At 56.7% G+C, this 21,392-nt stretch carries 22 protein-coding genes, 1 tRNA gene and 1 pseudogene; 14 read left to right on the top strand and 10 right to left on the bottom strand.

Translation table 11 applies throughout. The features are described from left to right. The first annotated feature begins 5 nt into the window (after nucleotides 1–5). Complete coding sequence (locus J122_RS14060; protein WP_061332905.1) at nucleotides 6–1,472, top strand: PhnE/PtxC family ABC transporter permease; 1,467 nt, start codon at nucleotides 6–8, stop codon at nucleotides 1,470–1,472. A gap of 215 nt (nucleotides 1,473–1,687) precedes the next feature. Further along, nucleotides 1,688–2,221 (top strand): hypothetical protein, encoded by a 534-nt coding sequence (locus J122_RS14055; protein WP_227510218.1) that lies wholly within the window; start codon nucleotides 1,688–1,690, stop codon nucleotides 2,219–2,221. Here the strand turns inward: J122_RS14055 and J122_RS14050 are convergent. Next, nucleotides 2,214–2,510 (bottom strand): hypothetical protein, encoded by a 297-nt coding sequence (locus tag J122_RS14050; protein WP_061332903.1) that lies wholly within the window; start codon nucleotides 2,508–2,510, stop codon nucleotides 2,214–2,216. The two genes, J122_RS14055 and J122_RS14050, sit on opposite strands and share 8 nt — an antisense overlap. Before the next feature lie 40 nt (nucleotides 2,511–2,550). Next, nucleotides 2,551–2,985 (bottom strand): hypothetical protein, encoded by a 435-nt coding sequence (locus J122_RS14045; RefSeq protein ID WP_227510217.1) that lies wholly within the window; start codon nucleotides 2,983–2,985, stop codon nucleotides 2,551–2,553. A 149-nt stretch (nucleotides 2,986–3,134) separates the two neighbouring features. Between J122_RS14045 and J122_RS14040 the strand changes: the two genes are divergently transcribed. Genes J122_RS14040 through J122_RS14030 form a run of 3 tightly spaced genes read left to right on the top strand, consistent with a single transcriptional unit; the run spans nucleotide 3,135 to nucleotide 5,332 of the window. After that, nucleotides 3,135–4,055, top strand: coding sequence for an ABC transporter ATP-binding protein (locus tag J122_RS14040; RefSeq protein ID WP_061332901.1), 921 nt, complete (start codon nucleotides 3,135–3,137; stop codon nucleotides 4,053–4,055). A 24-nt stretch (nucleotides 4,056–4,079) separates the two neighbouring features. After that, nucleotides 4,080–4,841, top strand: a complete 762-nt coding sequence (locus tag J122_RS14035) for an ABC transporter permease (protein WP_061332900.1) — start codon at nucleotides 4,080–4,082, stop codon at nucleotides 4,839–4,841. Further along, on the top strand, nucleotides 4,838–5,332 hold the full coding sequence (locus J122_RS14030) for a DUF192 domain-containing protein (RefSeq protein ID WP_061332899.1): 495 nt from the start codon (nucleotides 4,838–4,840) through the stop codon (nucleotides 5,330–5,332). Before J122_RS14035 ends, J122_RS14030 begins: the two co-directional genes overlap by 4 nt. A gap of 11 nt (nucleotides 5,333–5,343) precedes the next feature. On the opposite strand, the gene J122_RS14025 is transcribed toward J122_RS14030, so the two are convergent. Further along, nucleotides 5,344–6,135 (bottom strand): enoyl-CoA hydratase, encoded by a 792-nt coding sequence (locus J122_RS14025; RefSeq protein WP_061332898.1) that lies wholly within the window; start codon nucleotides 6,133–6,135, stop codon nucleotides 5,344–5,346. Between the two features lie 137 nt (nucleotides 6,136–6,272). Between J122_RS14025 and J122_RS14020 the strand changes: the two genes are divergently transcribed. Together J122_RS14020 and J122_RS14015 are read left to right on the top strand one after the other, a co-directional pair. Next, nucleotides 6,273–6,464 carry a hypothetical protein gene (locus tag J122_RS14020; protein WP_061332897.1) on the top strand — a complete coding sequence of 64 codons (192 nt, stop codon included), beginning with the start codon at nucleotides 6,273–6,275 and terminating at the stop codon, nucleotides 6,462–6,464. A gap of 243 nt (nucleotides 6,465–6,707) precedes the next feature. Continuing rightward, nucleotides 6,708–7,436: pseudogene (locus tag J122_RS14015) on the top strand (THxN family PEP-CTERM protein). Between the two features lie 88 nt (nucleotides 7,437–7,524). Here J122_RS14015 and J122_RS14010 read toward each other — a convergent pair. Further along, nucleotides 7,525–7,611, bottom strand: a tRNA-Leu gene (locus J122_RS14010). Nucleotides 7,612–7,718: 107 nt separating this feature from the next. Continuing rightward, nucleotides 7,719–8,342 (bottom strand): class I SAM-dependent methyltransferase, encoded by a 624-nt coding sequence (locus J122_RS14005; RefSeq protein WP_061332895.1) that lies wholly within the window; start codon nucleotides 8,340–8,342, stop codon nucleotides 7,719–7,721. A gap of 181 nt (nucleotides 8,343–8,523) precedes the next feature. Here J122_RS14005 and J122_RS14000 point away from each other — a divergent pair, with 181 nt between their 5' ends. Genes J122_RS14000 through cydC form a run of 4 tightly spaced genes read left to right on the top strand, consistent with a single transcriptional unit; the run spans nucleotide 8,524 to nucleotide 14,262 of the window. Continuing rightward, nucleotides 8,524–9,963, top strand: coding sequence for a cytochrome ubiquinol oxidase subunit I (locus J122_RS14000; protein ID WP_061332894.1), 1,440 nt, complete (start codon nucleotides 8,524–8,526; stop codon nucleotides 9,961–9,963). Nucleotides 9,964–9,965: 2 nt separating this feature from the next. Further along, nucleotides 9,966–10,967, top strand: coding sequence for a cytochrome d ubiquinol oxidase subunit II (gene cydB, locus J122_RS13995; protein WP_058089798.1), 1,002 nt, complete (start codon nucleotides 9,966–9,968; stop codon nucleotides 10,965–10,967). Further along, the gene (gene cydD, locus J122_RS13990) at nucleotides 10,968–12,641 is read left to right on the top strand and encodes a thiol reductant ABC exporter subunit CydD (RefSeq protein ID WP_061332893.1); all 1,674 of its coding nucleotides are present in this window, start codon (nucleotides 10,968–10,970) and stop codon (nucleotides 12,639–12,641) included. It begins immediately after the preceding gene. Next, nucleotides 12,616–14,262, top strand: coding sequence for a thiol reductant ABC exporter subunit CydC (gene cydC, locus J122_RS13985; protein ID WP_227510215.1), 1,647 nt, complete (start codon nucleotides 12,616–12,618; stop codon nucleotides 14,260–14,262). The genes cydD and cydC overlap by 26 nt, the downstream gene beginning before the upstream one ends. A 3-nt stretch (nucleotides 14,263–14,265) precedes the next feature. Here the strand turns inward: cydC and J122_RS13980 are convergent, their stop codons facing one another. Both J122_RS13980 and J122_RS13975 read right to left on the bottom strand, forming a co-directional pair. Continuing rightward, nucleotides 14,266–15,507, bottom strand: coding sequence for a saccharopine dehydrogenase family protein (locus J122_RS13980; RefSeq protein ID WP_061332891.1), 1,242 nt, complete (start codon nucleotides 15,505–15,507; stop codon nucleotides 14,266–14,268). 43 nt (nucleotides 15,508–15,550) lie between these two features. Beyond that, nucleotides 15,551–15,964, bottom strand: coding sequence for a hypothetical protein (locus J122_RS13975; protein ID WP_061332890.1), 414 nt, complete (start codon nucleotides 15,962–15,964; stop codon nucleotides 15,551–15,553). A gap of 158 nt (nucleotides 15,965–16,122) precedes the next feature. On the opposite strand from J122_RS13975, the gene J122_RS13970 reads away from it, so the two are divergent. Together J122_RS13970 and J122_RS13965 are read left to right on the top strand one after the other, a co-directional pair. Beyond that, on the top strand, nucleotides 16,123–16,452 hold the full coding sequence (locus tag J122_RS13970) for a hypothetical protein (protein WP_058089793.1): 330 nt from the start codon (nucleotides 16,123–16,125) through the stop codon (nucleotides 16,450–16,452). Between the two features lie 11 nt (nucleotides 16,453–16,463). Continuing rightward, nucleotides 16,464–16,919, top strand: coding sequence for a hypothetical protein (locus J122_RS13965; protein ID WP_061332889.1), 456 nt, complete (start codon nucleotides 16,464–16,466; stop codon nucleotides 16,917–16,919). Between the two features lie 30 nt (nucleotides 16,920–16,949). Here J122_RS13965 and J122_RS13960 read toward each other — a convergent pair whose 3' ends face one another. Next, on the bottom strand, nucleotides 16,950–17,891 hold the full coding sequence (locus tag J122_RS13960; RefSeq protein ID WP_061332888.1) for an electron transfer flavoprotein subunit alpha/FixB family protein: 942 nt from the start codon (nucleotides 17,889–17,891) through the stop codon (nucleotides 16,950–16,952). Further along, nucleotides 17,892–18,641: an electron transfer flavoprotein subunit beta/FixA family protein gene (locus J122_RS13955; RefSeq protein ID WP_061332887.1), complete on the bottom strand. Its 750-nt coding sequence runs from the start codon at nucleotides 18,639–18,641 to the stop codon at nucleotides 17,892–17,894. A 426-nt stretch (nucleotides 18,642–19,067) separates the two neighbouring features. Between J122_RS13955 and J122_RS13950 the strand changes: the two genes are divergently transcribed. Next, the gene (locus J122_RS13950; protein ID WP_061332886.1) at nucleotides 19,068–20,720 is read left to right on the top strand and encodes an electron transfer flavoprotein-ubiquinone oxidoreductase; all 1,653 of its coding nucleotides are present in this window, start codon (nucleotides 19,068–19,070) and stop codon (nucleotides 20,718–20,720) included. Between the two features lie 117 nt (nucleotides 20,721–20,837). Here J122_RS13950 and J122_RS13945 read toward each other — a convergent pair whose 3' ends face one another. Next, nucleotides 20,838–21,299: an FKBP-type peptidyl-prolyl cis-trans isomerase gene (locus J122_RS13945; protein ID WP_058089788.1), complete on the bottom strand. Its 462-nt coding sequence runs from the start codon at nucleotides 21,297–21,299 to the stop codon at nucleotides 20,838–20,840. Between the last annotated feature and the right edge of the window lie 93 nt (nucleotides 21,300–21,392).

Raw genomic sequence — 21,392 nt, 5'->3', positions numbered from 1 at the left:
ACCCCATGTTCTCTTACCCCACCGTTCGCGCCAGTTTTCTGTTTCTTGCCATCGCCGTGGCAGGCCTGCTGGTGGCCGATATTGCCATCACCACCGCCAACCCCTGGCGGGATCTGGGGCAATTCTTTCTGGGAGTGGTTACCCCCAATTTCTTCAGTACCGAAGGTCTGTTAACCGCTCTGCTGCGCACGGTTGCCTTTGGTTTTGTGGGCGTCACCCTTGGCAGTTTCTTCGGCTTCCTGCTGGCGCTGTTGTATCGTTTCATGCCGGTACGGATTTTCTGTGCGTTCATCCGTGCAATCCATGAACTGTTCTGGGCGCTGATCTTCCTTCAGTTCTTTGGCTTTCACCCACTGACCGGTGTATTGGCGATTGCCATCCCCTACGCCGGCATCTTTGCCAAGGTGTATTCAGAAATCCTGGATGAGTCTGACCCGGAACCGGCGCAACTTCTGCCTAAAGGCACCCACGCCATTGCCGCCTTCCTGTACGCCCGGATACCGGACTGCTGGGTACAACTGCGCACCTACACCGCCTACCGCCTTGAATGCGGTTTGCGGTCCTCCGCTATCCTCGGTTTTGTTGGCCTGCCTACACTCGGTTTCTATCTGGAGTCGTCGTTCTCCCAGGGAATGTATTCCGACGCCGGAGCGATGCTTATTCTGTTTTACGTGCTAATTGCCACCATGCCGCTCTGGGTACGGCCCAAGGCACTGCCTGTCTACATACTGGCCGCACCGTTCTTTCTGGGAGAGGGCTTTCCGATTGTCTGGGGTAACGTTGAGCGTTTCTTTACCGAAGACATCGTGCCGGCGCCGTTACGCAATGGTGAAGGCCTGGCGGCGTTCTCCAGCTGGCTTGGCGATGTGATGGTCAGCGAGGCCCTGCCTGGGATATGGAACACGGTAGTGCTCACCCAGATCGCGTTGGTGGCCACGGGGATATTGTCGCTACTGGCATTCCCGCTGATCTCGAAACACTTTGGCGGGCCGGTACGCCGCACCTCCGGCCACGTGTTTCTGGTGATTGCCCGTTCCACCCCGGAATACATCCTGGCGTACATTCTGCTGCAACTGTGGGGCCCATCCATGTTGCCGGCGGTGGTGGCGCTGGCACTGCATAACGGCGGCATCATCGGGCATCTGATTGGCCGCCAGACCAACACCATCCACCTGCGCCCGGACGCCCCACAGGGTTTCACCCGCTACAGCTGGGAACTGGTGCCCCGGGTTTATCGATCGTTCCTGGCGTTTCTGTTCTACCGGTGGGAAATCATCATGCGGGAAACCGCGATTCTGGGCATTCTGGGCATCTACACCCTGGGATTCTATGTGGATTCCGCCATCCAGAACATTCAGTTTGACCGCGCCATGATCCTGATACTGATCACGGCCTTGCTGAACATTGGCGTCGATATCCTCGGCCGTTACATACGTCGCAAACTGGCACTGCAAACCATGCCCACCTGCTAAGGCGCTGGGATGCCGTTCACAATTTCAGAGTAAGCCACGAGCTTTTATCCGTTCTGCTGGCCAGTTGGCTCGCCATTCAGTTACACACTGTTACAATTATCAGCATCAGCAGTTAACCGAATGTTTGAAAGGCAGGCACACCCATGATGGTCAATGGACTGGTCGTTATTACCCAAGTTGGGCTCGTGATTTTGATGGCTTTGCTGGGATTGCGAATGTTCTCGCTCATTCGACAGGAATCCACGGTTCAGGGTGGCGTTATTGCCAATGGCGGCGGCATTGACGGTGCGCGATTTACTCAATCGCCCGCCCCGGAACACCCTGCCCGGCCGAAGTCAGAATCAACATCGGTGGTGTCTTCCGACAAAACGGAACTGTTTACCAAGTTGCATATCCTAGCCGCCCTGCAGGAGCGTGACTGCCGGGTCAAAGGACTTGCGCTAACAGAGGCTCCAGAGGTGGTGCACGCCTACACGGCCGCCTGGCTGTACGGTGCCGCCTGCGCCCTTAGCCCACGTGCCAATCGCCATAACGACGCCCTTGCAGGGCTGGTTGCCAGAATCGTGCATCGGAAAACCGGGATCCGCCAGCCGGCGGCCATCCAGGCCATCGCCACCCTTACCTCGAGCAGCGAACGACTGGCCTGTTATCGTGCAGGGTTGGAAGGCGCGGAATTCTGGGCGGAGCATCAGTTCGTGCCACCGGCATTCAGCCTCTATGAAGTCGTAACCGGCAACGCCTTTATTTGACCGTTGCCAATTCCCATTCAGTGCCGAGGGCAACGACCTGCCGGCCGGTATCATCTTCTTCGGGAGTGCCGCTGACACTGGGCTTGGTGAAGGTGCCATCGTCAGTGTAGGTCATCGACTGCACGTCTACTGAGCGCACAAGCCAGGTTTTACCGTCAGCGGTTACCCGGGCTCGATGAGACAGGCCAAAAACAAACCGGCAGTAATCCAGTTTGAGCTGCAACAGATCCTGCTCGGCTTTCGTAATCTTTCGCAGCAGAACCTTCTGAACACTTTCCCCGTAATCCATCACTTTTCCCTGAAAACCACTGTAATTTTGCAGGATTTAACTATTTTTGCGCTTTGAACACCAGTGTCCAGGGCACATTTTCCAATCTTTCCTGACCATCCTGAAGCTCGATTCGCCAGATCATGTCGGCACCGGTAGTGCAGAACGGTGCGGTAAACCTCGCCTCGTACTCGAGCGGAGCTTCCCGAACCAGCGGCACCGGATACTCCCCCATGTACATCGATTGGCCTTTAAGGACAGCCAGAAAACGGTCGGGCGCCTTCGAAACGGAAACTTGAAGAACGTATTCCATGCCCTGGGCGCCCTCTTCTACCTCCTGCAACCTAACTCGCCATTCGCCATCCTGGGTGGTCCAGCTACAGGCACCTACCAGAAGATCGCACTCGGGATGGTCAGCGGTATCACCCGTGGTATCGAGCAGGCGCGAACCGAACAGCGTAAGAACAATTGCTCCCACCACTAAACCTACGATCACGATGGCTCGTACCATTCTCCGCCCCCAGCTGTTCCAAAGTGGGCATTATGGGGATAAATCCCGACATAGCAAAGGTTTCTAAACTGCTGCCAGCATGAGAAAATGTCGGGCTTTCTGGTCTGAGTCACTCACAAAAACAGGACACGCCCGTGCAACCGGACATTTCCGTAAAGCACCTGAACAAGATCTACGGGGACGGTTTTCAAGCCCTGAAAGACGTCAATCTGGAAATCTACCCCGGTGAGATTTTTGCCTTGCTTGGCCCCAATGGTGCCGGCAAAACCACCCTGATCTCCATCATCTGCGGCATCGTCAACAAAGGCGACGGCGAAGTAAAAGCCGCCGGCCACGATATCGTAAAAGACTACCGCAAAGCCCGGGAGGCCATCGGCCTGGTTCCCCAGGAGCTGAATACCGATTCCTTTGAGACGGTCTGGCATGCGGTGTCCTTCAGCCGTGGGCTGTTTGGCAAACCACCCAAGCCGGCCCACATCGAAAAGGTATTGAAAGACCTTTCACTGTGGGACAAACGCAACAACCGCATCATGTCCCTCTCCGGCGGCATGAAACGACGGGTAATGATTGCCAAGGCGCTGTCTCACGAACCTCGTATCCTGTTCCTGGACGAGCCCACAGCCGGGGTGGATGTGGAACTGCGCCGGGACATGTGGGAAATGGTGCGCAAACTTCGTGAGACCGGCACCACCATCATTCTCACCACCCATTACATCGAAGAAGCCGAAGAAATGGCGGACCGCATCGGGGTGATACGCCAGGGTGAGATCATCCTGGTGGAAGACAAAGATCGCCTGATGTCCAAGCTCGGAAAGAAAGAGCTGCGCCTGCATCTGCAGAACAAGCTCGAAAAAATTCCCGGCGAGCTTACCCTGGAACCGGTAGAACTGTCAGACGACGGCTACCAGTTGATCTATACCTTCGACGCCCAGCAACAACAGGCCGGCGTTGCCCGCCTGCTCCGCACCCTTGGGGATCTGGGTATTGAATACCGGGATCTGCAAACCCGGGAAAGCTCGCTGGAAGAAATATTTGTTGGCCTGGTGCACGAATAGCCGCTGGTACGAATGGAGAGCGTAATGAATCTGTACGGTGTAAAAGCAATCTACAAGTTCGAGATGGCGCGCATGAAACGCACCGTCATGCAAAGTGTGCTGTCGCCGGTGATCTCCACCTGCCTGTATTTTGTGGTGTTCGGCTCGGCCATCGGTTCTCGCATGGGCGAGATCGGCGGTATCGACTACGGCGCCTACATCATCCCCGGGCTGGTGATGCTGTCGCTGCTGATGCAAAGCATCTCCAACGCCTCCTTCGGTATCTACATGCCCAAGTTCTCCGGCACTATCTACGAGGTGCTGTCTGCGCCAGTCTCCTATTTCGAGATTGTGCTCGGCTACGTGGGCGCCGCCGCCACCAAGGCTGTCATCCTCGGCCTTATCATCCTGGCCACCGCCCGGCTGTTCGTGGATTACTCGGTTCTGCATCCATTCTGGATGCTCTCGTTCCTGGTACTGACGTCCATTACCTTCAGCCTGTTCGGTTTCATCATCGGCATCTGGGCGGATGGTTTTGAAAAACTGCAGATTGTGCCCATGATGATTGTTACGCCTCTGGTGTTCCTGGGCGGCACCTTCTACTCCATCGACATGCTGCCCGACATCTGGCAAACCATCAGCCTGTTCAACCCGGTGGTGTACCTGATCAGCGGTTTCCGCTGGGCCTTCTATGGCGTGGCAGATGTGCATGTGGCGATCAGCGTGGGCATGACCCTGGTCTTCCTCGCGCTATGCATGATTGCCGTGTGGTGGATCTTCAAAACCGGTTACCGGTTGCGCACATGAACACGTGGCGGATTGCCGCTGTCGTCACGCTGGTGGCGGCAGGCTGGGCGCCGGCAGGGTTGGCCGACGCACCAGAAACACTACCCACGCTTGAGGCCTGCTTTCTCTCAGACAGCCAACACCATACAGTGGTGCTTGAGGTGGCCAGTAAGGACAAGCAACGGCAACGGGGACTGATGAACAGAACCACACTGCCAGAGGATGCCGGCATGTTGTTCACTTACCAGGCTGAACGCTCAGCCAACCATGGGTTCTGGATGTACCAGACCCTGATTCCCCTGGACATCGCGTATCTTGATCAACAGGGCGTTATCGTGAGCATCCGAACCATGACTCCCTGCCCCCCATCCGAAGGCCGGAACTGCCCCACTTATCCCTCAGGGGAACCGTTCTGGAATGCAGTGGAAATGAACGAGGGGTACTTCGCCGCCCGGAACATAACCCCGGGTGACCAACTGCTCTGGCCAGCAGCAGAGGCGTGCCAGCCATAGGCAGGATAGGGTTATCGGTGCTTCCAGTCCGGAACGCGCTTTTCCAGAAAGGCCGAGATCCCTTCCCGGGCATCATCCGTGCAGGCGTTCGCCGCCATCACCTCAGCGGTGTATTCATAGGCGTCTGATAACGGCATTTCCAGTTGGCGATAGAACGCAGATTTGCCAATTTTCAGGGTATGCCCGGACTTACTGGCAATCGTTGCCGCCATTCGGTACACCGTCTCATCCAGAACGTCGGCAGCGACCACCCGGTTGACCAGCCCGATGGCTTCCGCCCTGGGCGCATCAATCATCTCCCCGGTCAGCAGCATTTCCATGGCGTGCTTGCGGGAAACGTTTCGGGTCAACGCCACCATTGGCGTGGAACAGAACAAGCCAATATTCACGCCGGGAGTGGCAAACCGGGCCCCCTGCTCCGCCACGGCCAGGTCACAGCTGGCAACCAACTGGCAACCGGCCGCCGTGGCTACCCCGGCCACCCTGGCGATCACCGGCTGCGGCAGGTTCACGACCTGCTGCATCACCTTGCTACATTGCTGAAACAGTGCCAGCTGAAATTCATGGCTGTCGACCTGCGAACGCATCTCCCGCAGATCGTGCCCCGCACAGAATACGTGCCCCTCGGCAGCCAGCACCACCACACGGGTTTCGGAATCGTGTTCTATGGCTGTAAAAACATCTGACAATGCCTCCAGCATGGCCATCGACAGACTGTTTCGCCGCTCCGGATGACTCAGCGTTACGGTGGTAATGCCATTCTCCGTGCGCTGTCGTACCAGATTACCGGTTGCTTGTGTCATAGCCTGCTCCTCCCTCAAAACACGTCCAGGCAGTATCACCAAACCCTGCGCCTGTGTCGAACCGACCTTTGGACAATGGTTGTAATTAGCACCAGAGCCCTCAGGGTAATAGGAGGCGAATGCAAACAGGAGAATCTATGTCTCGCAATGTACTGATCAAAATAGCACTTCTGGTCCTGATCCTGGGTGGCGCCCTCATGGTATTGATAAAAGATGACCCCAGGGTGCCCACCGGCGATATCAACCAGATACGCCCGGTAATGCCGGTCCAGGAATCGCAGTACCAGCAACCGGTGCAAGAAGCGGAAGATCAGGAGCAGGGTCAATAATCCGGGTTAATGACGACCGCCCGTTGGCCGTTTAAGCGCCTTTGAATCGACAAAGGGTGTGTCCAGATTATTTACAAGGGCACCCCTGCACCCCTGCTATCAGCGGCACTGTTGTCTCTTAGCTGTTGTTAATTTGAGTAATTTCGCCTTCAGGCACTCCAATTGCTGATACCCCCGGGTATGCCTTGGAATCGCTTTTCCGAGCGCGACATAACAACGACATACTCACAGGGAGTGCCTCTCATGATTAAACAACTATTGGTGGCCGGTGCAACCGCCGCCATGCTGTCTGTAGGAACAGCAAGTGCGGCCGTTATCAACCTCACCAGTGTGACCGGATCGTGGACCGCCACCACACCCTCCGCACCGGACGTCACCGGCCAGAACACAAACGAAATCCGTTGGGGCATTCCCGCCACCTCCGGCGGCCAAAGCGGTTACCGCTTTGACAGTGCGGCCACACCAGCACTGGTAACGGAAGACATCGCCTTCAACCTGGGTACCTTCACGCACTTCAACTACCCGATTTATGAACCAGCGCTGACCTCCGCGCAGTTGACCGTACAGTCAACCCTTGAGATTGATGGCGTAGAAGAAACGGTCATGTCGGTCTTTGAGTTCCTGCACTGGGAAACCCCGAATGAAGACAGGCCTTGCGCGAATGGTGGCGCGAACTACTCCGGCATCAACATCAACGGCTGCGCAGACCGTGTTACCTTCGCGTTGAACGTGGGGGCTTCTGACAGCTTCCTGATCGGTGGCGTAAACTACTTCGTCGACATCGCCGGCTTCTTCTACGACGGTGCACTGGCCGATGAATTCTAGACCAAGGAAAAGAAAACCAATACCGCAACGCTGAAAGGCTTGATCACCTCTCGCCCGGTATCGGTACCAGAGCCTTCTACCCTGGCCTTGCTTGGCCTGGGCCTGCTGGGACTGGGCGTTCGCCGCAAGATGCGCCAAGCTGCCTGATTTCAGAGCACAGTGACGCAGTGAAAGCCGCTTCTTGACTCAAGGGGCGGTTTTTTTATGTCCGGATTTACGCAAAGGGAAATAATAGTGGTGCCCGGAGCCGGAATCGAACCGGCACGACCTTGCGGTCGAGAGATTTTAAGTCTCTTGTGTCTACCAATTTCACCATCCGGGCATCGGAGGGGAGATTCTTGAAGGGCGGAATTGTATAAGGCCCGATGGCGTAACGCAATTCTGTTCCACTCCCTCAGCTCTGATTGCTCACTTTCCCGCCAACTTGAATCAAACCGGCTTGGTGGCGCGCCCTTTGTAGATGAACCCGGCTATTTTCGGCGCATTGGGCATGTACAGGTTTTCCAGCTCCTGAATCTCAAAGCCGGCGTGGCGAATAAGGTCTGCAATTTGTCGGTTAAGGTGGCAACCACCCGCGAACATTTTCCAGCCCGGGGTTATGCGATGCTGCCATTTTCGGACTGTTTCATGGGGAGCCTCCCCGTGTTCCAGGAACAACAGGTCGCCGCCGGGCTTCAGTACCCGTTTCATCTGCAGCAAAGCCGCATGCCAGTCCGGGATGGTGCAGAGCGTGAACGTCAGCAATACCGTATCCACGGAGTTGTCCTCAAGCGGAATCTTTTCACCGGGCAGGTCCAACCACTCCACCGCGATGGGCGAGCGGTTAAGATTTGGTAATGCTTTGCGCCTCATCCCTTCCGAGGGCTCCAGGCCATAGACCATTTCAACCCGGCTCTGGTCATAAAACTCCAGGTTGATTCCGGAGCCCATACCAACCTCCAGCACTCTGCCGCGGGCCCTCGGAACGATCTGGCTACGCAGTTTCATCACCTGCCCCATGGAACATGCCTTGTCGATAATGTGAGGTAACACTCTGTCCTCGTAAAAGCTCATGCGGCTCACCATAATTGTTTTTGATCAAGGGGTGCGACAAACTGCCCTACCCATTCTTGCTACAATTTGAGTAGCATAGTAATGAACTGCCGGTAATAACAATAGACAAGATGAGCCAAGGCAGCGGCTGAACGGGCGCGCTGGCCCGTTTTTTGACTATGTTTGAGTTACCGGAGGTACTATGGAACTCGATCCTCTCATCCTATCGCGAATCCAGTTCGCGTTTGTCGTGTCATTTCACGCCATCTTCCCGGTGTTTTCCATCGGTCTGGCGTCGTTCATCGCTGTCCTTGAGGGCTTGGCGTTCAAAACCGGCAATCCGCTGTGGGAAAAACTGTCCGCCTTCTGGACCAAGGTGTTTGCCGTGGTATTCGGGATGGGGGTGGTATCAGGCATCGTGATGTCGTTTCAGTTCGGTACCAATTGGAGCAACTTCTCCCAGGCCTCAGCCAACTTCCTCGGGCCCATGCTCAGCTATGAGGTGATCACGGCGTTCTTCCTGGAGGCCGCATTTCTGGGTGTGCTGCTGTTCGGTCGTCACAAGGTGCCGGCTGGTGTTCACCTGTTTGCAGCCATTATGGTGGCGGTTGGTACCTTCATCTCGTCGTTCTGGATACTGTCTGCCAATAGCTGGATGCACACACCCTCAGGTGTGGAATTGAGAGATGGCGTATTCCATGTCACGTCCTGGTCTCAAGCCATATTCAATCCCTCGTTCCCCTATCGGTTCGCCCACATGGTTATGGCGTCGTTCCTGACGGGAGGCTTTGTGGTAGCTGGCGTCAGCGCCTGGTACCTGCTTCGTGGGCGAGAGGTGGAAGCAAACCGCAAGGCCTTGTCTATGTGTCTGTGGATGTTGTTGTTCCTGGCCCCGACCCAGGCGGTGATTGGTGATCTTCATGGTTTGAATACCATGGAGCATCAACCGGTCAAAGTCGCAGCCATGGAAGGTAATTGGGAAACCTCTCGAAACGTGCCGCTGCTGCTGTTTGCTATTCCCGACCAGGAAAACCAGACCAACCGGTTCGAGATTGGTATTCCTAACCTGGCGAGCTTTATCCTGACCCACGAATGGGATGGTGAGGTGCCTGGCCTGAACGAGGTTGCGGTAGAAGAGCAGCCGCCAGTGGGTATCGTGTTCTGGTCTTTTCGGGTGATGGTTGGCCTGGGACTGTTGATGATTGCCTTTGCCCTCGCTGGTCTGTTGCTCAGACGCAATGGCGCCTATTACCGGAAGCGCTGGTTCCTTCAGGGTTTGCGGTTCATGAGTATCACCCCGTTTATTGCGGTGATTGCAGGATGGTTTGTGACTGAGATAGGCCGTTCGCCCTGGTTGGTGTATGGCATGATGAACCAGGCCGAGGCACTGACACCGTCGCTTACCGGGGGCATGGCTCTGTTCACCCTGATTGGCTATGTTGTTGTGTATGGACTTGTCTTTAGCGCAGGCGTCTACTATCTGCTACGTGTGCTCTATGTGGGCCTCGAAGACGAGGATGAAGGCGAGCACGAATCTGACCGCCCTGCTCGGCCTTTGTCTGCCGCCCATGTACCGTTTGAAATTGAACATGGCCAAGGTGATGTTAGCCACGCCAAGCCTGCCAACGAGGGAGGTCACTGATCATGGAACTGTTCAATCTGTCTTTGATCTGGGCATTCATTATTGGCTTCGGCGTGATCATGTATGTGTTGATGGATGGTTTCGATCTGGGTGTGGGCATCCTGTTCCCCTTCGCCCCAACGGAGACCGACCGAGACACCATGATGAATACTGTGGCTCCGGTATGGGATGGCAACGAAACCTGGCTGGTGCTTGGTGGCGCCGGCTTGTTAGCAGCCTTCCCGCTGGTATATTCCATCATCCTGCCTGCGCTCTATATTGGCGTATTTCTGATGCTTGCCGGATTGATTTTCCGGGGTGTAGCCTTCGAGTTTCGGTTTAAGGCCCGGACCTCCCGCTATCTCTGGAACTGGGCCTTTGCCGGCGGCTCCACCATCGCTGCTTTTGCTCAGGGTGCTGTGGTTGGCGCCTATATCCAGGGCTTTGAAACTACCAACGGTGCCTACTCTGGTGGCGCTCTTGACTGGCTGACACCCTTTACGGTGTTGACCGGTCTTGGCCTGCTTGCCGGTTATGCCTTGCTGGGCTCCACCTGGTTGATCATGAAGACGGAAGGCCGGTTGCAGGAGTGGGCATACCGTATTACTACACCTCTGCTGATCGCGGTGCTGGTGATCTTCGCCATCATCAGCGTATGGACTCCGTTCGTGGACGACATGGTGCGTGAGCGCTGGTTTGATCACATCACGGTGATCTGGGTTCTGCCGGCACTGACTCTGCTGTGTGCGTTCCAGATCTGGCGCTCGGTTCGCAACCGCTTCGAAGGCATGCCCTTTGTGGCGACCATGGGGCTGTTCATCACCACTTACCTGGGCCTGATTGTCAGCCGCTGGCCCTATGTGGTTCCCCCGGAGTACACCCTGTGGGATGCCGCCTCTGCCTATGAATCGCAGTTGTTCCTGCTGCTCGGGCTGCTCTTTGTCATCCCCATCGTGCTGACCTACACCGCCTGGACCTACTGGGTATTCCGGGGCAAGGTCCGTGCTGGTGAGGGGTACCACTGAGTGGCGGAACCGGTCCAGGCTGAGATTCGCCAATGGCTTGCCGGGCTCGCCCGGAAAAACCAGCGGTGGATTCGCGCCACGGTCGTGGCCGGGGTGCTGGTCGGGCTGGCAACCATCGTTCAGATGGCTCTGCTGGCTTGGCTGGTGCATCAAATCGTCATTGACGGCCAGACTGCGTCTACTCTCGCACCCTGGTTCGTCGCCCTGGTGGCCACACTGCTGGTTCGCACGTTGGGCCAGGGTTTCCAGACACAATTTGCGGCGCGCTGCAGCGAACAGGTGCGGCGCGATGCCCGACGGCAAATTCACCGCCACTGGCGGGATACCGGCCCGGTAGCGCTTGCCGACAGCTCAGCCGGCACTCTGGCCCGGGAATGGCTTGACCATGTGGAAGCATTGCATGGTTATTTCGCCCGCTTCCTACCGCAAATGTCGTTGTCGGTGATTGTGCCACTGGCCATTCTGGTTATAGTGTTCTGGCTGGACTGGCTTGCGGGCATTTTTCTCCTGCTGTCCGCGCCGCTGATCCCGATTTTCATGGCACTGGTGGGAATGGGTGCTGAGAAGGTCAACCAGCAGCATTTCGAGACCATCAGCCGGTTGTCCGGCCAGTTTCTGGACAAAGTTCGAGGCCTCACAACCCTGCAATTGTTTCGTCAGACGGAGGATGCTTCCCGCACCCTGCACCAGCGGTCTGACCAATACCGCAAGATCACCATGAAAACCCTCAAGGTGGCCTTTCTGTCTTCCGCTGTACTGGAGTTTTTTGCCTCCGTCGCCATTGCCGTTATTGCCATCTACATTGGTTTTGGTTTGCTGGGCTACATCACTTATGGGCCCAGCGCAGACCTCACACTCTTTTCCGGTTTGTTGATTCTGTTGCTGGCGCCGGAATTCTTCCAGCCGCTGCGCACGCTGTCGCAACACTACCACGACCGGGCCGCCGCTCTTGGTGCCGGCGCTGAAATCCTTGCTCGACTGGCAACCCCCGTTGGCGGGGAGCCTGCATCCAATACGTCCGCATCATTGCCGGATCATGGTCTTAGCCTGGACAACGTCACCCTCAGCTACCAGGGCAGCAAGCCGGTATTCACTAATCTTGACCTGACCATTGAACGCGGAAAAGCGGTTGCGCTGACCGGGCCCTCCGGAGGCGGCAAATCCTCTTTGTTGCACTTGATGGCGGGGTTTATCCAGCCGGATAGCGGGGCCATCAGTGTGTTCGGCCAGGCGGCCGGCCAGTCCCCGTTTGGCTGGCTTGGCCAACGCGGGTTCTGGATACAGGGATCCTGGGCAGACAACCTCCGCCTGACCAGTCCGGAGGCATCCGACATTGCCATTGAGAACGCGCTGCGCCTGGTGGGTCTGGGCAGTGTGCTTGAAAGCCGGGACCAGGGTATTCACAGTTTGATCGGGGAAGATGGCCAGGGGTTGTCCGGCGGCCAGGCTCGCAGGCTGAGCCTGGCACGTATTTTCCTGGCGGATTATGACCTGATCCTGCTGGATGAACCCACCGCCGGGCTGGACGCGACCAGCGAGATTCTGGTTCTGGAAGCGCTTCACAAACTGGCGGAAGCGGGCAAGACGCTGGTTTTCTCAACGCATCACCAAGCCCTGCTGGCCCTCGCGGACCAGGTGCTGATTGTCAATGACGGCGAGGTTCGCCATGCATGAGCTCAAGCCCTGGCTGGACCTGATTCTTCAGCGGCGGGGCCGCCTGGTGGTTGGTGCCCTGTTGTTGCTGGCTACCCTGCTCTCCGGTATCGGGTTATTGGCCTTGTCGGGCTGGTTCCTGACCGAGACCGCACTGGTGGGCCTGCTGCTGGCCGCTGGCACACAAGCCTACATCAACCTGTACGTTCCGGGCGGCGGCATCCGTTTTTTCGCGGTGTCCCGCACGGTCTCCCGCTATCTTGAGCGGGTGTACAACCACAACACGGTACTGCAGTTGCTAACCGATATTCGTGTTGCCCTGTTTAACCGAATGGCCGAAGCCGGACACCGTGACCGGGGCCAGAAATCTGGCGCCCAATGGCTATCCAGGCTTACCGCAGACGTGGATGCTCTGGATACCCTGTACCTTCGGGTGATCGCGCCCACGGCCCTGGCCGGGGTTGTCAGCGTGTTGCTGGTGCTCTCAGCATGGCTGCTGTTCTCGGGCTCATTGGCGCTGATACTGCTAATACTGTTGGCGGTGGCTATCTTGCTTTCGAGTTGGCGAGTGTTCGCCGGTACACAACACTTATCGGGCCAGCTAAGTGACCAGCAGGAGAAACTCCGTGGCGATGTTATTGAGCACCTGGAAGGCTTTGCCGAGCTCACTGCAGCCCGGCGCACGGGCAAACACTCCGGCCGGTTGATGAGGCAAGCGCTGTCGATGTCCAGAACCCAGGCGCGGGTGGATAGCCGTGCCGGATGGCATCAGGCAGCCACGCAGTTAATCGTGAATCTGGCGGTTGTGGTGACACTGTGGGTTGGTATTACCCTGTTTAACCAGGGATCGGTAACCGGCCCCGTACTGGTTCTGCTGCCCATCGCCCTGATGGGACTGCTGGAAGTCTATGCCATGCTGCCCGATGCCTTTGCCAAACTCGGCGCCACCCTGTCTGCAGCCCGGCGCCTGAACCAGGAGGTGCAGCCCGCTCCGGGAACCGATTATTCTTCAGCGTTTGACAGGCAGCCGGCAGAAGCCACCGCCAATGCACTGGAAGCACGGGATCTCTCGGTTGGCCACCCAGGGCTGCCACCGGTTCTGACCCATTTCAGCCTCAAGGTTGGCCCAAGAGAACGACTCGGCATTGTTGGCGCCTCCGGCTCCGGTAAATCTACACTGGCGGATACCTTCGCCGGCGTGATTCCGCCCCGGCAAGGGAAGCTCGCCTCCCTGCCCTGCGCCTATCTCACACAAGCGACGGTGGTGTTCGAAGACACGGTTAAAGCCAATCTGTTATTGGGCAACCCCAATGCTACCGATGGGGATCTATGGCGTGTTCTGGAACTGGTAGAGCTGGCAGACAGGTTTGCCCGTGAAGCCGAAGGTTTATCCACCTGGCTGGGGAGTGCCGGTAACCGGCTGTCTGGTGGTGAGGCAAGGCGTCTGGTGCTGGCGAGGGTGTTGCTGAGCACGGCACCCCTGGTGATTCTGGATGAACCTTTTACTGGAGTGGATACAGACACCAGGGGGCGGATAGCGCCCCAGATCAATCGATGGCTGGAAGATCGAGCGGTTATCTGCCTGGGGCATGGACCGGAGGCGCTATTGCCCTCCTCCGGCCATACCCTGCATCTGAATTGACCCTCAGCGGGTTTCTAACACGTCGAAAGTCAGGCCAGCTTTGCTGGTCAGGCGCTCCAGCAGTTTGCCATCCAGCATGGAAGCCGGCGTCCAGAAACCGCCCTGGTCATCGTCTGACAAATCAAACGCCAGGCACAGGCCTGCCTCGCCCAGCATTTTGGCCGTGGAACCGTAACCCGGATCCCGATCGCCGGTGACTTTGGTGATGATGGTCTTGCCGTCTGTGGTACGCCCCACAAAACGCAGGTCATAGAAGCCGTTTTCCTGGTCTTCAGGGCTTGGGCCCTCACCGGGCTTGGGTACCAGCTTCTCAACCACCCAACGGGTTGGCTTGATGGCGGAAGCGGTAAAGAATGCGCCAAGTGCGGCGGTGATGCCGTAAGCGGTCAGGCGGCCTTTGGCGCCCTTTCCGGTCATCATGGCTTCGTCGTAGGTGAACTCCTGACCGTAACGGGCCTTCTGAAGCGCGTTTGAACGGTGCACCACGCGGGTGTTGATGGCACCCATCACGAACGGCGCCAGCCACACGTCAAAGTCTTTGTCGTACTCTGCGGTTTTCAGGCTGGGCTGACGCACCTTCGAACGGTGGCCCTCCGGGCAGATCGAGAAGGGATTGGCCAGCTCCTTGCGCAGTTTCGGATCGGCGCCAGCTTCTTTGGCCACGTTAATCATGGATGCCACGGTGCCACCGGACAAGCCGCCCTTGGCGACCTTCACCCGCATGCGCACATCCTGGCAGGTTTTGCCGAAGGCTTTCTCAGCCTGCTGCTGCAGGAACCAGACGCCCATATCAGACGGGATTGAGTCGAAACCGCAGCAATGGACAATGCGAGCACCGGTTTTCCTGGCCTGGGCTTCATAGCCCTCGACCATCCGGCGAATCCACTGCACCTCACCGGTCAGGTCGCAATAATCGGTGCCAGTGTCCACGCAGGCCTTGACCAGCGGTTCACCATACAATGCGTATGGGCCAACGGTGGAGATCACCACGCGGGTCTGTCGGCACATGCCCGCCAGTGCGGCATCGTCGGCCGCGTCTGCCACCAGAACCGGCAAGTCCGCAGCCTGAGCACCCAGTTCGGCTTTGAGGGTATTCAGCTTGCCCTCTGAACGGCCAGCGATCGCCCACTTCACCTTGCCGGCCGCGCCATAGTTCTCTACCAGGTATCGGGTCAGAATCTGGCCCACAAAGCTGGTGGCACCAAATACCACCAGATCATAGTCTGCCTGCTTGGAATTCGTCATTACATGTCCTTTTTGGTTTGCGTGTACGAATATCTCTGATCGGTCAGGGTTGGCGAGACGCTTTTGCTGCCATCAGCACCATAAATACGGCCACTCCCAGCCCCCAGAAGCCGTTAAGAATGAGACCACCTACCCAAGTCTGGGCTGATACTGCCAAACCCTTCATCGGAAAGACAACCAGCATCGCTACGGCGGTTGGGCCGACGGCACCCAGTATCACATGGCCGAGCCAGTACAACGCTCCTTTCAGGCGGCCGGCGATGGCCCATATCGCGACACCCCATAAGCCGCCGAAAAATGCCAGGGAGATCACCGATGGTACCCCCAATGGCGGCACGGGAGTAAGGTTAAATGGCGCTGCGGGTACGGCACCCGCCAGGTAAAACACGGCAAATAGCCCCTGATGGAAAATCAGTGTTGCCAGAAAGCCCGCAACAAACGCCTTTATCCAGACCATATTGGATTCCTTTCGAGTTTCATTGAATTGATGGTAACAGGTTTAAAACCGGCACGACTTTCCCGGATACACCATGACAGGCGTCCGGCCGGCCAATCGTTTGTCATACAGCTTGTTGCACACTGTGGCGCATAATGACACAAGTGTGGAGGCATCCCTTGATCATCTTTCTGACCATCACAAGCCTGATATTGCTGGCCATCAGCGGTTTACTGCTTTGGCAACTGCTTGAACAGCGCAAAATGATCAACAACATGCTCGAAAACGAGGATATCAGTGATATCCATCGCGAACCGGAACTGGTGCTTACGTTGCGGGTGCTGGATCCGATTGCCCTGGCAAAGCGCGAATCCCGAACCGGCCGGGCGCTGGCAGACAAACTGCCGGTTATGACCCGGAAAATGGTCTATCAGGAAGTCATGAAAGAACTGGAAAGCGAACTGTTTGAGCGGGATATCGACGTCGAAATGCACATTGAGTATCGCTGAGGAGCACGGCTATGGTCTCTCAGGTTCTGATCATCATTTGCCTCGCCGGCACGGCAACGCTTCTTTTTTCGGGGTTCCGTCTGTCGAACCAAACCCGAAAACGGTTACTGATTCTCAATGCCCATCGAATTGCGGCCCGTAGCGCCATCCAGAAGAGCAGGATGGACCTGGCGGAAGTGCGCAACCGGGCCCGACTTCTCGAAGATACCGTCTCAGGCGGCGCTTCTGCGGTTGAGAAGGTGCATAAGGCGATAGCCAACACCACCTTCGGTCTGATCGACATGTTCTCCAAGGATGAGGAGTTCAAAGACAGTACCCGTAAGGCCCGGCAAACCCATCACCAGAAAAGTGAACAGGTTTATCAGGCGGTGAGAACCACCAATCATGCCCTGCACATCCTGGCAGACACGCTGATTATCAGCAAAGCGGAAAAACGCATTGCTTCAAAACCAAAAAAGGCGCCCTGAGGCGCCTTTTTTGATCGAACTATCAGAAAGTTACAGGACTTTCTTCAGCTCTTCTTCCAACTGCGGTACGGCTTCAAACAGATCCGCAACCAGGCCGTAATCAGCAACCTGGAAGATCGGCGCTTCTTCATCCTTGTTGATCGCAACGATCACCTTGGAATCAGACATACCGGCCAGGTGCTGGATGGCACCGGAGATGCCGACCGCGATGTACAGCTGCGGCGCAACGATCTTGCCGGTTTGGCCAACCTGCATGTCATTGGGTACGAAACCTGCGTCAACCGCGGCGCGGGATGCACCAACGGCAGCGCCCATCAGGTCAGCAACCTGCTCCAGCATCTTGAAGTTGTCGCCGTTCTGCATGCCGCGGCCACCGGAGATAACGATACCGGCAGAAGCCAGATCCGGACGGTCAGACTGGGCTTTCTCTTCACCAACGAAGGAAGACAGGCCGGCGTCTTTTACAACGTCCAGCTGCTCAACGGAAGCGGAACCACCTTCGGCAGCTACCGGGTCGAAACCGGTCGGGCGTACCGTGATAACCTTGATGGCGTCGCTCGCCTTAACAGTGGCGATGGCGTTACCCGCGTAGATCGGACGAACAAACGTGTCCTCGGATTCAACGCGCACGATGTCAGATACCTGGGCAACGTCCAGCAGCGCTGCAACGCGCGGCATGAAGTCTTTACCGGTAGTACCGGCAGCCGCCAGGATGTGGCTGTAGCCTTTACCTACTTCAGCAACCAGCTCGCCCAGGTTTTCGGCCAGGAAATGACCGTAGGCAGCATTGTCGGCAACCAGTACCTTGTTCACGCCTTCTGCCTTGGCAGCGGCTTCAGCGACGGCGCCTACGTTCTCACCGGCAACCAGCACGTCGATGTCACCACCGATGGCCTTGGCAGCCGCTACAACATTCAGGGTAGCCTGCTTGAGGCTGCTGTTGTCGTGTTCAGCAATTACCAGGATGCTCATTTAGATCACCTTCGCTTCGTTCTTCAGTTTGTCCACCAGCTCAGCTACGTCAGCCACCTTGATACCAGCCTGGCGTGCAGCCGGGGCTTCGACCTTCAGGGTGGACAGGCGCGGGGCGATTTCAACACCCAGATCGGCGGGGCTCACGGCGTCCAGCGGCTTCTTCTTGGCCTTCATGATGTTCGGCAGAGAAGCGTAACGCGGCTCGTTCAGGCGCAGGTCAGTGGTAACAACCGCAGGCAGGTTCAGAGCAACAGTCATCAGACCGCCGTCTACTTCACGGGTTACGTTAACCTTTTCACCATCAACAACCACTTCGGAAGCGAAAGTGCCCTGGCCCATGCCAGTCAGAGCAGCCAGCATCTGGCCAGTCTGGTTGTTGTCGGAATCGATGGACTGCTTGCCAAGAATAACCAGCTTCGGCTCTTCTTTCTCAACGACAGCCTTCAGCAGCTTGGCCGCTTCGAGGGACTGAACTTCTTCGTCAGTCTCGATGTGGATACCACGGTCAGCACCCAGAGCCAGAGCAGTACGAATTTGCTCCTGAGCAGCTTTCGGTCCAATGGATACAACAACGATTTCACTGGCAACACCCTTCTCTTTCAGACGAACCGCTTCTTCAACAGCGATTTCGCAGAACGGGTTCATTGCCATCTTGACGTTGGCGAGGTCAACACCGGTATTGTCCGGCTTGACGCGCACCTTCACGTTGTAGTCGATAACTCGTTTTACAGCGACCAGAACCTTCATAGATTCCTCGTTCTTCTACGATGGGTTTAATGACTCGCAATCCTTAACGGGGAGCCTGCTGGATAGTGCGCAGTAATACTGCAGGCTACTGTCTACAGGGTCAATAGCCCCATTCGACGCATCAGGACTGCCTTCACAGCCAATAGACCGGGTTGACCCGGCCTGGCAATGAGACGATACTAAAAATCGACTCAAAACACACGACATTTCGGTGTATACGTACAATGCCAAAGGTAAACGCAAATTTCAAACAAACGTTTGTTTGATTCCTGAAATGCGTTATCCTTTCGGGACAAAGGGCCCGTGTTTAGGGCTCGGGGCTGTCGTCTATAGGCATTTTTACCGGTATGATGTCGCCCCTGAATGAATTGAGTTAGGCCTGCGGGCAAACAACACCCACTAAAAAAGCTGTTTGAGGAGACCAACGTGGAACGCGAATCGATGGAATTTGATGTTCTGATCGTCGGCGGCGGCCCTGCTGGCCTGTCTGCAGCCTGCCGCGTGATGCAACTGGCGCAGGAAGCTGGCGAAGAACTGACTGTTTGTGTGGTTGAGAAAGGTTCCGAAATCGGCGCGCACATCCTCGCCGGTACGGTATTCGAGCCCACAGCCCTGAACGAACTGTTTCCGGACTGGAAAGAAAAAGGCGCGCCGCTGAACACGCCGGTTACCCGGGATGACATTTTCCTGCTTAAGAACCAGGAAAAAGCCACCAAGATTCCTAACGCCTTTGTGCCCAAGAACATGCACAACCACGGCAACTACATCATCAGCCTTGGTAACCTGTGCCGTTGGCTGGCTGAACAGGCTGAACAGCTGGGCGTAGAGGTTTACCCGGGGTTTGCCGCCTCTGAGACCATTATTGAAGATGGCCAGGTTAAAGGCATCATCACCGGCGACATGGGCGTGGCCCGTGACGGTTCCGAGAAAGACGGCTACATGCCGGGCATGGAACTGCGCGCCAAGTACACCCTGTTTACCGAAGGCTGTCGTGGTCACCTGGGCAAGCGCCTGATCAACGATTTCAAGCTGGACGAAGGCAAAGATCCACAGCACTACGGTATCGGTATCAAAGAGTTGTGGGACATTGACCCGGCCAAACACGAGCCCGGCCTGGTGGTTCATACCACTGGCTGGCCGCTGAACGAGTCCGGTTCCACCGGTGGGTCCTTCCTGTATCACCTGGAAAACGGCCAGGTTTATGTCGGCCTGATCACCGATCTGTCTTACAGCAACCCGCATCTGAGCCCGTTCGAGGAATTCCAGCGCCTCAAGCACCATCCGGAAATCAAGAAGTATCTGGAAGGCGGCAAGCGCGTTGCCTACGGCGCCCGCGCCATTTCCAAGGGTGGCTACAACGCCCTGCCGAAGATGAGCTTCCCCGGTGGTCTGTTGCTGGGTTGTGACGCCGGCACCCTGAACAGCTCCAAGATCAAAGGCTCCCATACCGCCATGAAGTCTGGCCTGCTGGGCGCAGAAGCCGTGTTTGAGGCCCTGAAGGAAGGTAAGGCTGGCGAAGAGATCACCAGCTTCCAGAAGCGCTTTGAAGACAGCTGGCTGTACAAAGAACTTTACGCCGAGCGCAACTTTGGCCCGGCCATGCACAAGTTCGGTAACATTGTAGGCGGCGCCATTGCCTTCTTTGAGCAGAACATTCTGCGTGGTAGCCTGCCGATCACCTTCCGCGATACCACTCCGGACTACGCCACCCTGAAGCCAGCGTCTGAGTGCAAGAAGATCAGCTATCCGAAGCCGGATAACAAATTGACCTTCGATCGCCTGTCCTCGGTGTTCATTTCCAACACCAACCATGAGGAAGACCAGCCGGTTCACCTGAAACTGACTGATCCGGACATTCCGCTGAAGGAAAATCTGCCCAAGTACGACGAGCCAGCACAGCGTTACTGCCCGGCCGGCGTATACGAAGTGGTCGAGAAAGACGACGGCAGTGGCAAGAAGTTCCAGATCAATGCCCAGAACTGTGTTCACTGCAAGACCTGTGACATCAAGGATCCTGCCCAGAACATTACCTGGGTAACGCCGGAAGGCGGCGGTGGCCCGAACTATCCGAATATGTAATCGGGTGCACTAGCCAGAAAAGCCGGAGCTCGTCTCCGGCTTTTTTGTGTCCGCGCCACAACTCCAAAAAAAACGGCTCCCGCAGGAGCCGTTTTTTGATCAACCTTTCGGAAGAGATCAGTGCACGTGGCCGTGCTCCTGCTCTTCGTCAGTTGCTTCGCGAGCTTCTACCACTTCTACGTCGAAGTGCAGAGTCTGGCCCGCCAGCGGGTGGTTGGCATCAATAGTGACGGTTTCGTCGCTGACTTCCACAACACGAACGATCTGGGGACCGCCCGGAGTCTGAGCCTGGAACTGCATGCCCGGCTCGATGGTGTCTACGCCTTCAAAGGCAGAGCGCGGAACCGGCTGAATCAGCTCTTCGTTGACTTCGCCATAGCCTTCGGCGGGAGCAACGGATACTTTCACCTGATCGCCTGCGTTCTTTTCGTTAAGCGCACTTTCCAGTCCACCGATAATGTTTTGTGCACCTTCCAGGTAAGACAGCGGCTCACGGCCTTCTACACGGGAGGAATCGAGTTGCTCTCCCTGGTCGTTAGTGAGCGTGTAATGGATGGTGACAACACGAGGTTGGGCCATGTGATCTCCTTGCGTGTCGCAATGACTGTGTATTTAGATTGTAGGCAATCGAAAGTGTTCGTGAACAGCCATACTGCACAGAGGGACTAACGA

It is taken from the genome of Marinobacter excellens LAMA 842 (assembly GCF_001574445.1).
GTDB lineage: Bacteria > Pseudomonadota > Gammaproteobacteria > Pseudomonadales > Oleiphilaceae > Marinobacter > Marinobacter shengliensis.
This window is presented reverse-complemented; position numbering and strand designations above follow the sequence as displayed.

Bases quoted from the DNA above. Each gene is read 5' to 3' on its own strand.
- J122_RS14060 (WP_061332905.1), top strand. From the start codon at position 6: ATGTTCTCTTACCCCACCGTTCGCGCCAGTTTTCTGTTTCTTGCCATC.
- J122_RS14055 (WP_227510218.1), top strand. From the start codon at position 1,688: ATGTTCTCGCTCATTCGACAGGAATCCACGGTTCAGGGTGGCGTTATT.
- J122_RS14050 (WP_061332903.1), bottom strand. From the start codon at position 2,510: ATGGATTACGGGGAAAGTGTTCAGAAGGTTCTGCTGCGAAAGATTACG.
- J122_RS14035 (WP_061332900.1), top strand. From the start codon at position 4,080: ATGAATCTGTACGGTGTAAAAGCAATCTACAAGTTCGAGATGGCGCGC.
- J122_RS14030 (WP_061332899.1), top strand. From the start codon at position 4,838: ATGAACACGTGGCGGATTGCCGCTGTCGTCACGCTGGTGGCGGCAGGC.
- J122_RS14025 (WP_061332898.1), bottom strand. From the start codon at position 6,135: ATGACACAAGCAACCGGTAATCTGGTACGACAGCGCACGGAGAATGGC.
- J122_RS14020 (WP_061332897.1), top strand. From the start codon at position 6,273: ATGTCTCGCAATGTACTGATCAAAATAGCACTTCTGGTCCTGATCCTG.
- J122_RS14005 (WP_061332895.1), bottom strand. From the start codon at position 8,342: ATGAGCTTTTACGAGGACAGAGTGTTACCTCACATTATCGACAAGGCA.
- J122_RS14000 (WP_061332894.1), top strand. From the start codon at position 8,524: ATGGAACTCGATCCTCTCATCCTATCGCGAATCCAGTTCGCGTTTGTC.
- cydB (WP_058089798.1), top strand. From the start codon at position 9,966: ATGGAACTGTTCAATCTGTCTTTGATCTGGGCATTCATTATTGGCTTC.
- cydC (WP_227510215.1), top strand. From the start codon at position 12,616: ATGACGGCGAGGTTCGCCATGCATGAGCTCAAGCCCTGGCTGGACCTG.
- J122_RS13980 (WP_061332891.1), bottom strand. From the start codon at position 15,507: ATGACGAATTCCAAGCAGGCAGACTATGATCTGGTGGTATTTGGTGCC.
- J122_RS13975 (WP_061332890.1), bottom strand. From the start codon at position 15,964: ATGGTCTGGATAAAGGCGTTTGTTGCGGGCTTTCTGGCAACACTGATT.
- J122_RS13965 (WP_061332889.1), top strand. From the start codon at position 16,464: ATGGTCTCTCAGGTTCTGATCATCATTTGCCTCGCCGGCACGGCAACG.
- J122_RS13960 (WP_061332888.1), bottom strand. From the start codon at position 17,891: ATGAGCATCCTGGTAATTGCTGAACACGACAACAGCAGCCTCAAGCAG.
- J122_RS13955 (WP_061332887.1), bottom strand. From the start codon at position 18,641: ATGAAGGTTCTGGTCGCTGTAAAACGAGTTATCGACTACAACGTGAAG.
- J122_RS13945 (WP_058089788.1), bottom strand. From the start codon at position 21,299: ATGGCCCAACCTCGTGTTGTCACCATCCATTACACGCTCACTAACGAC.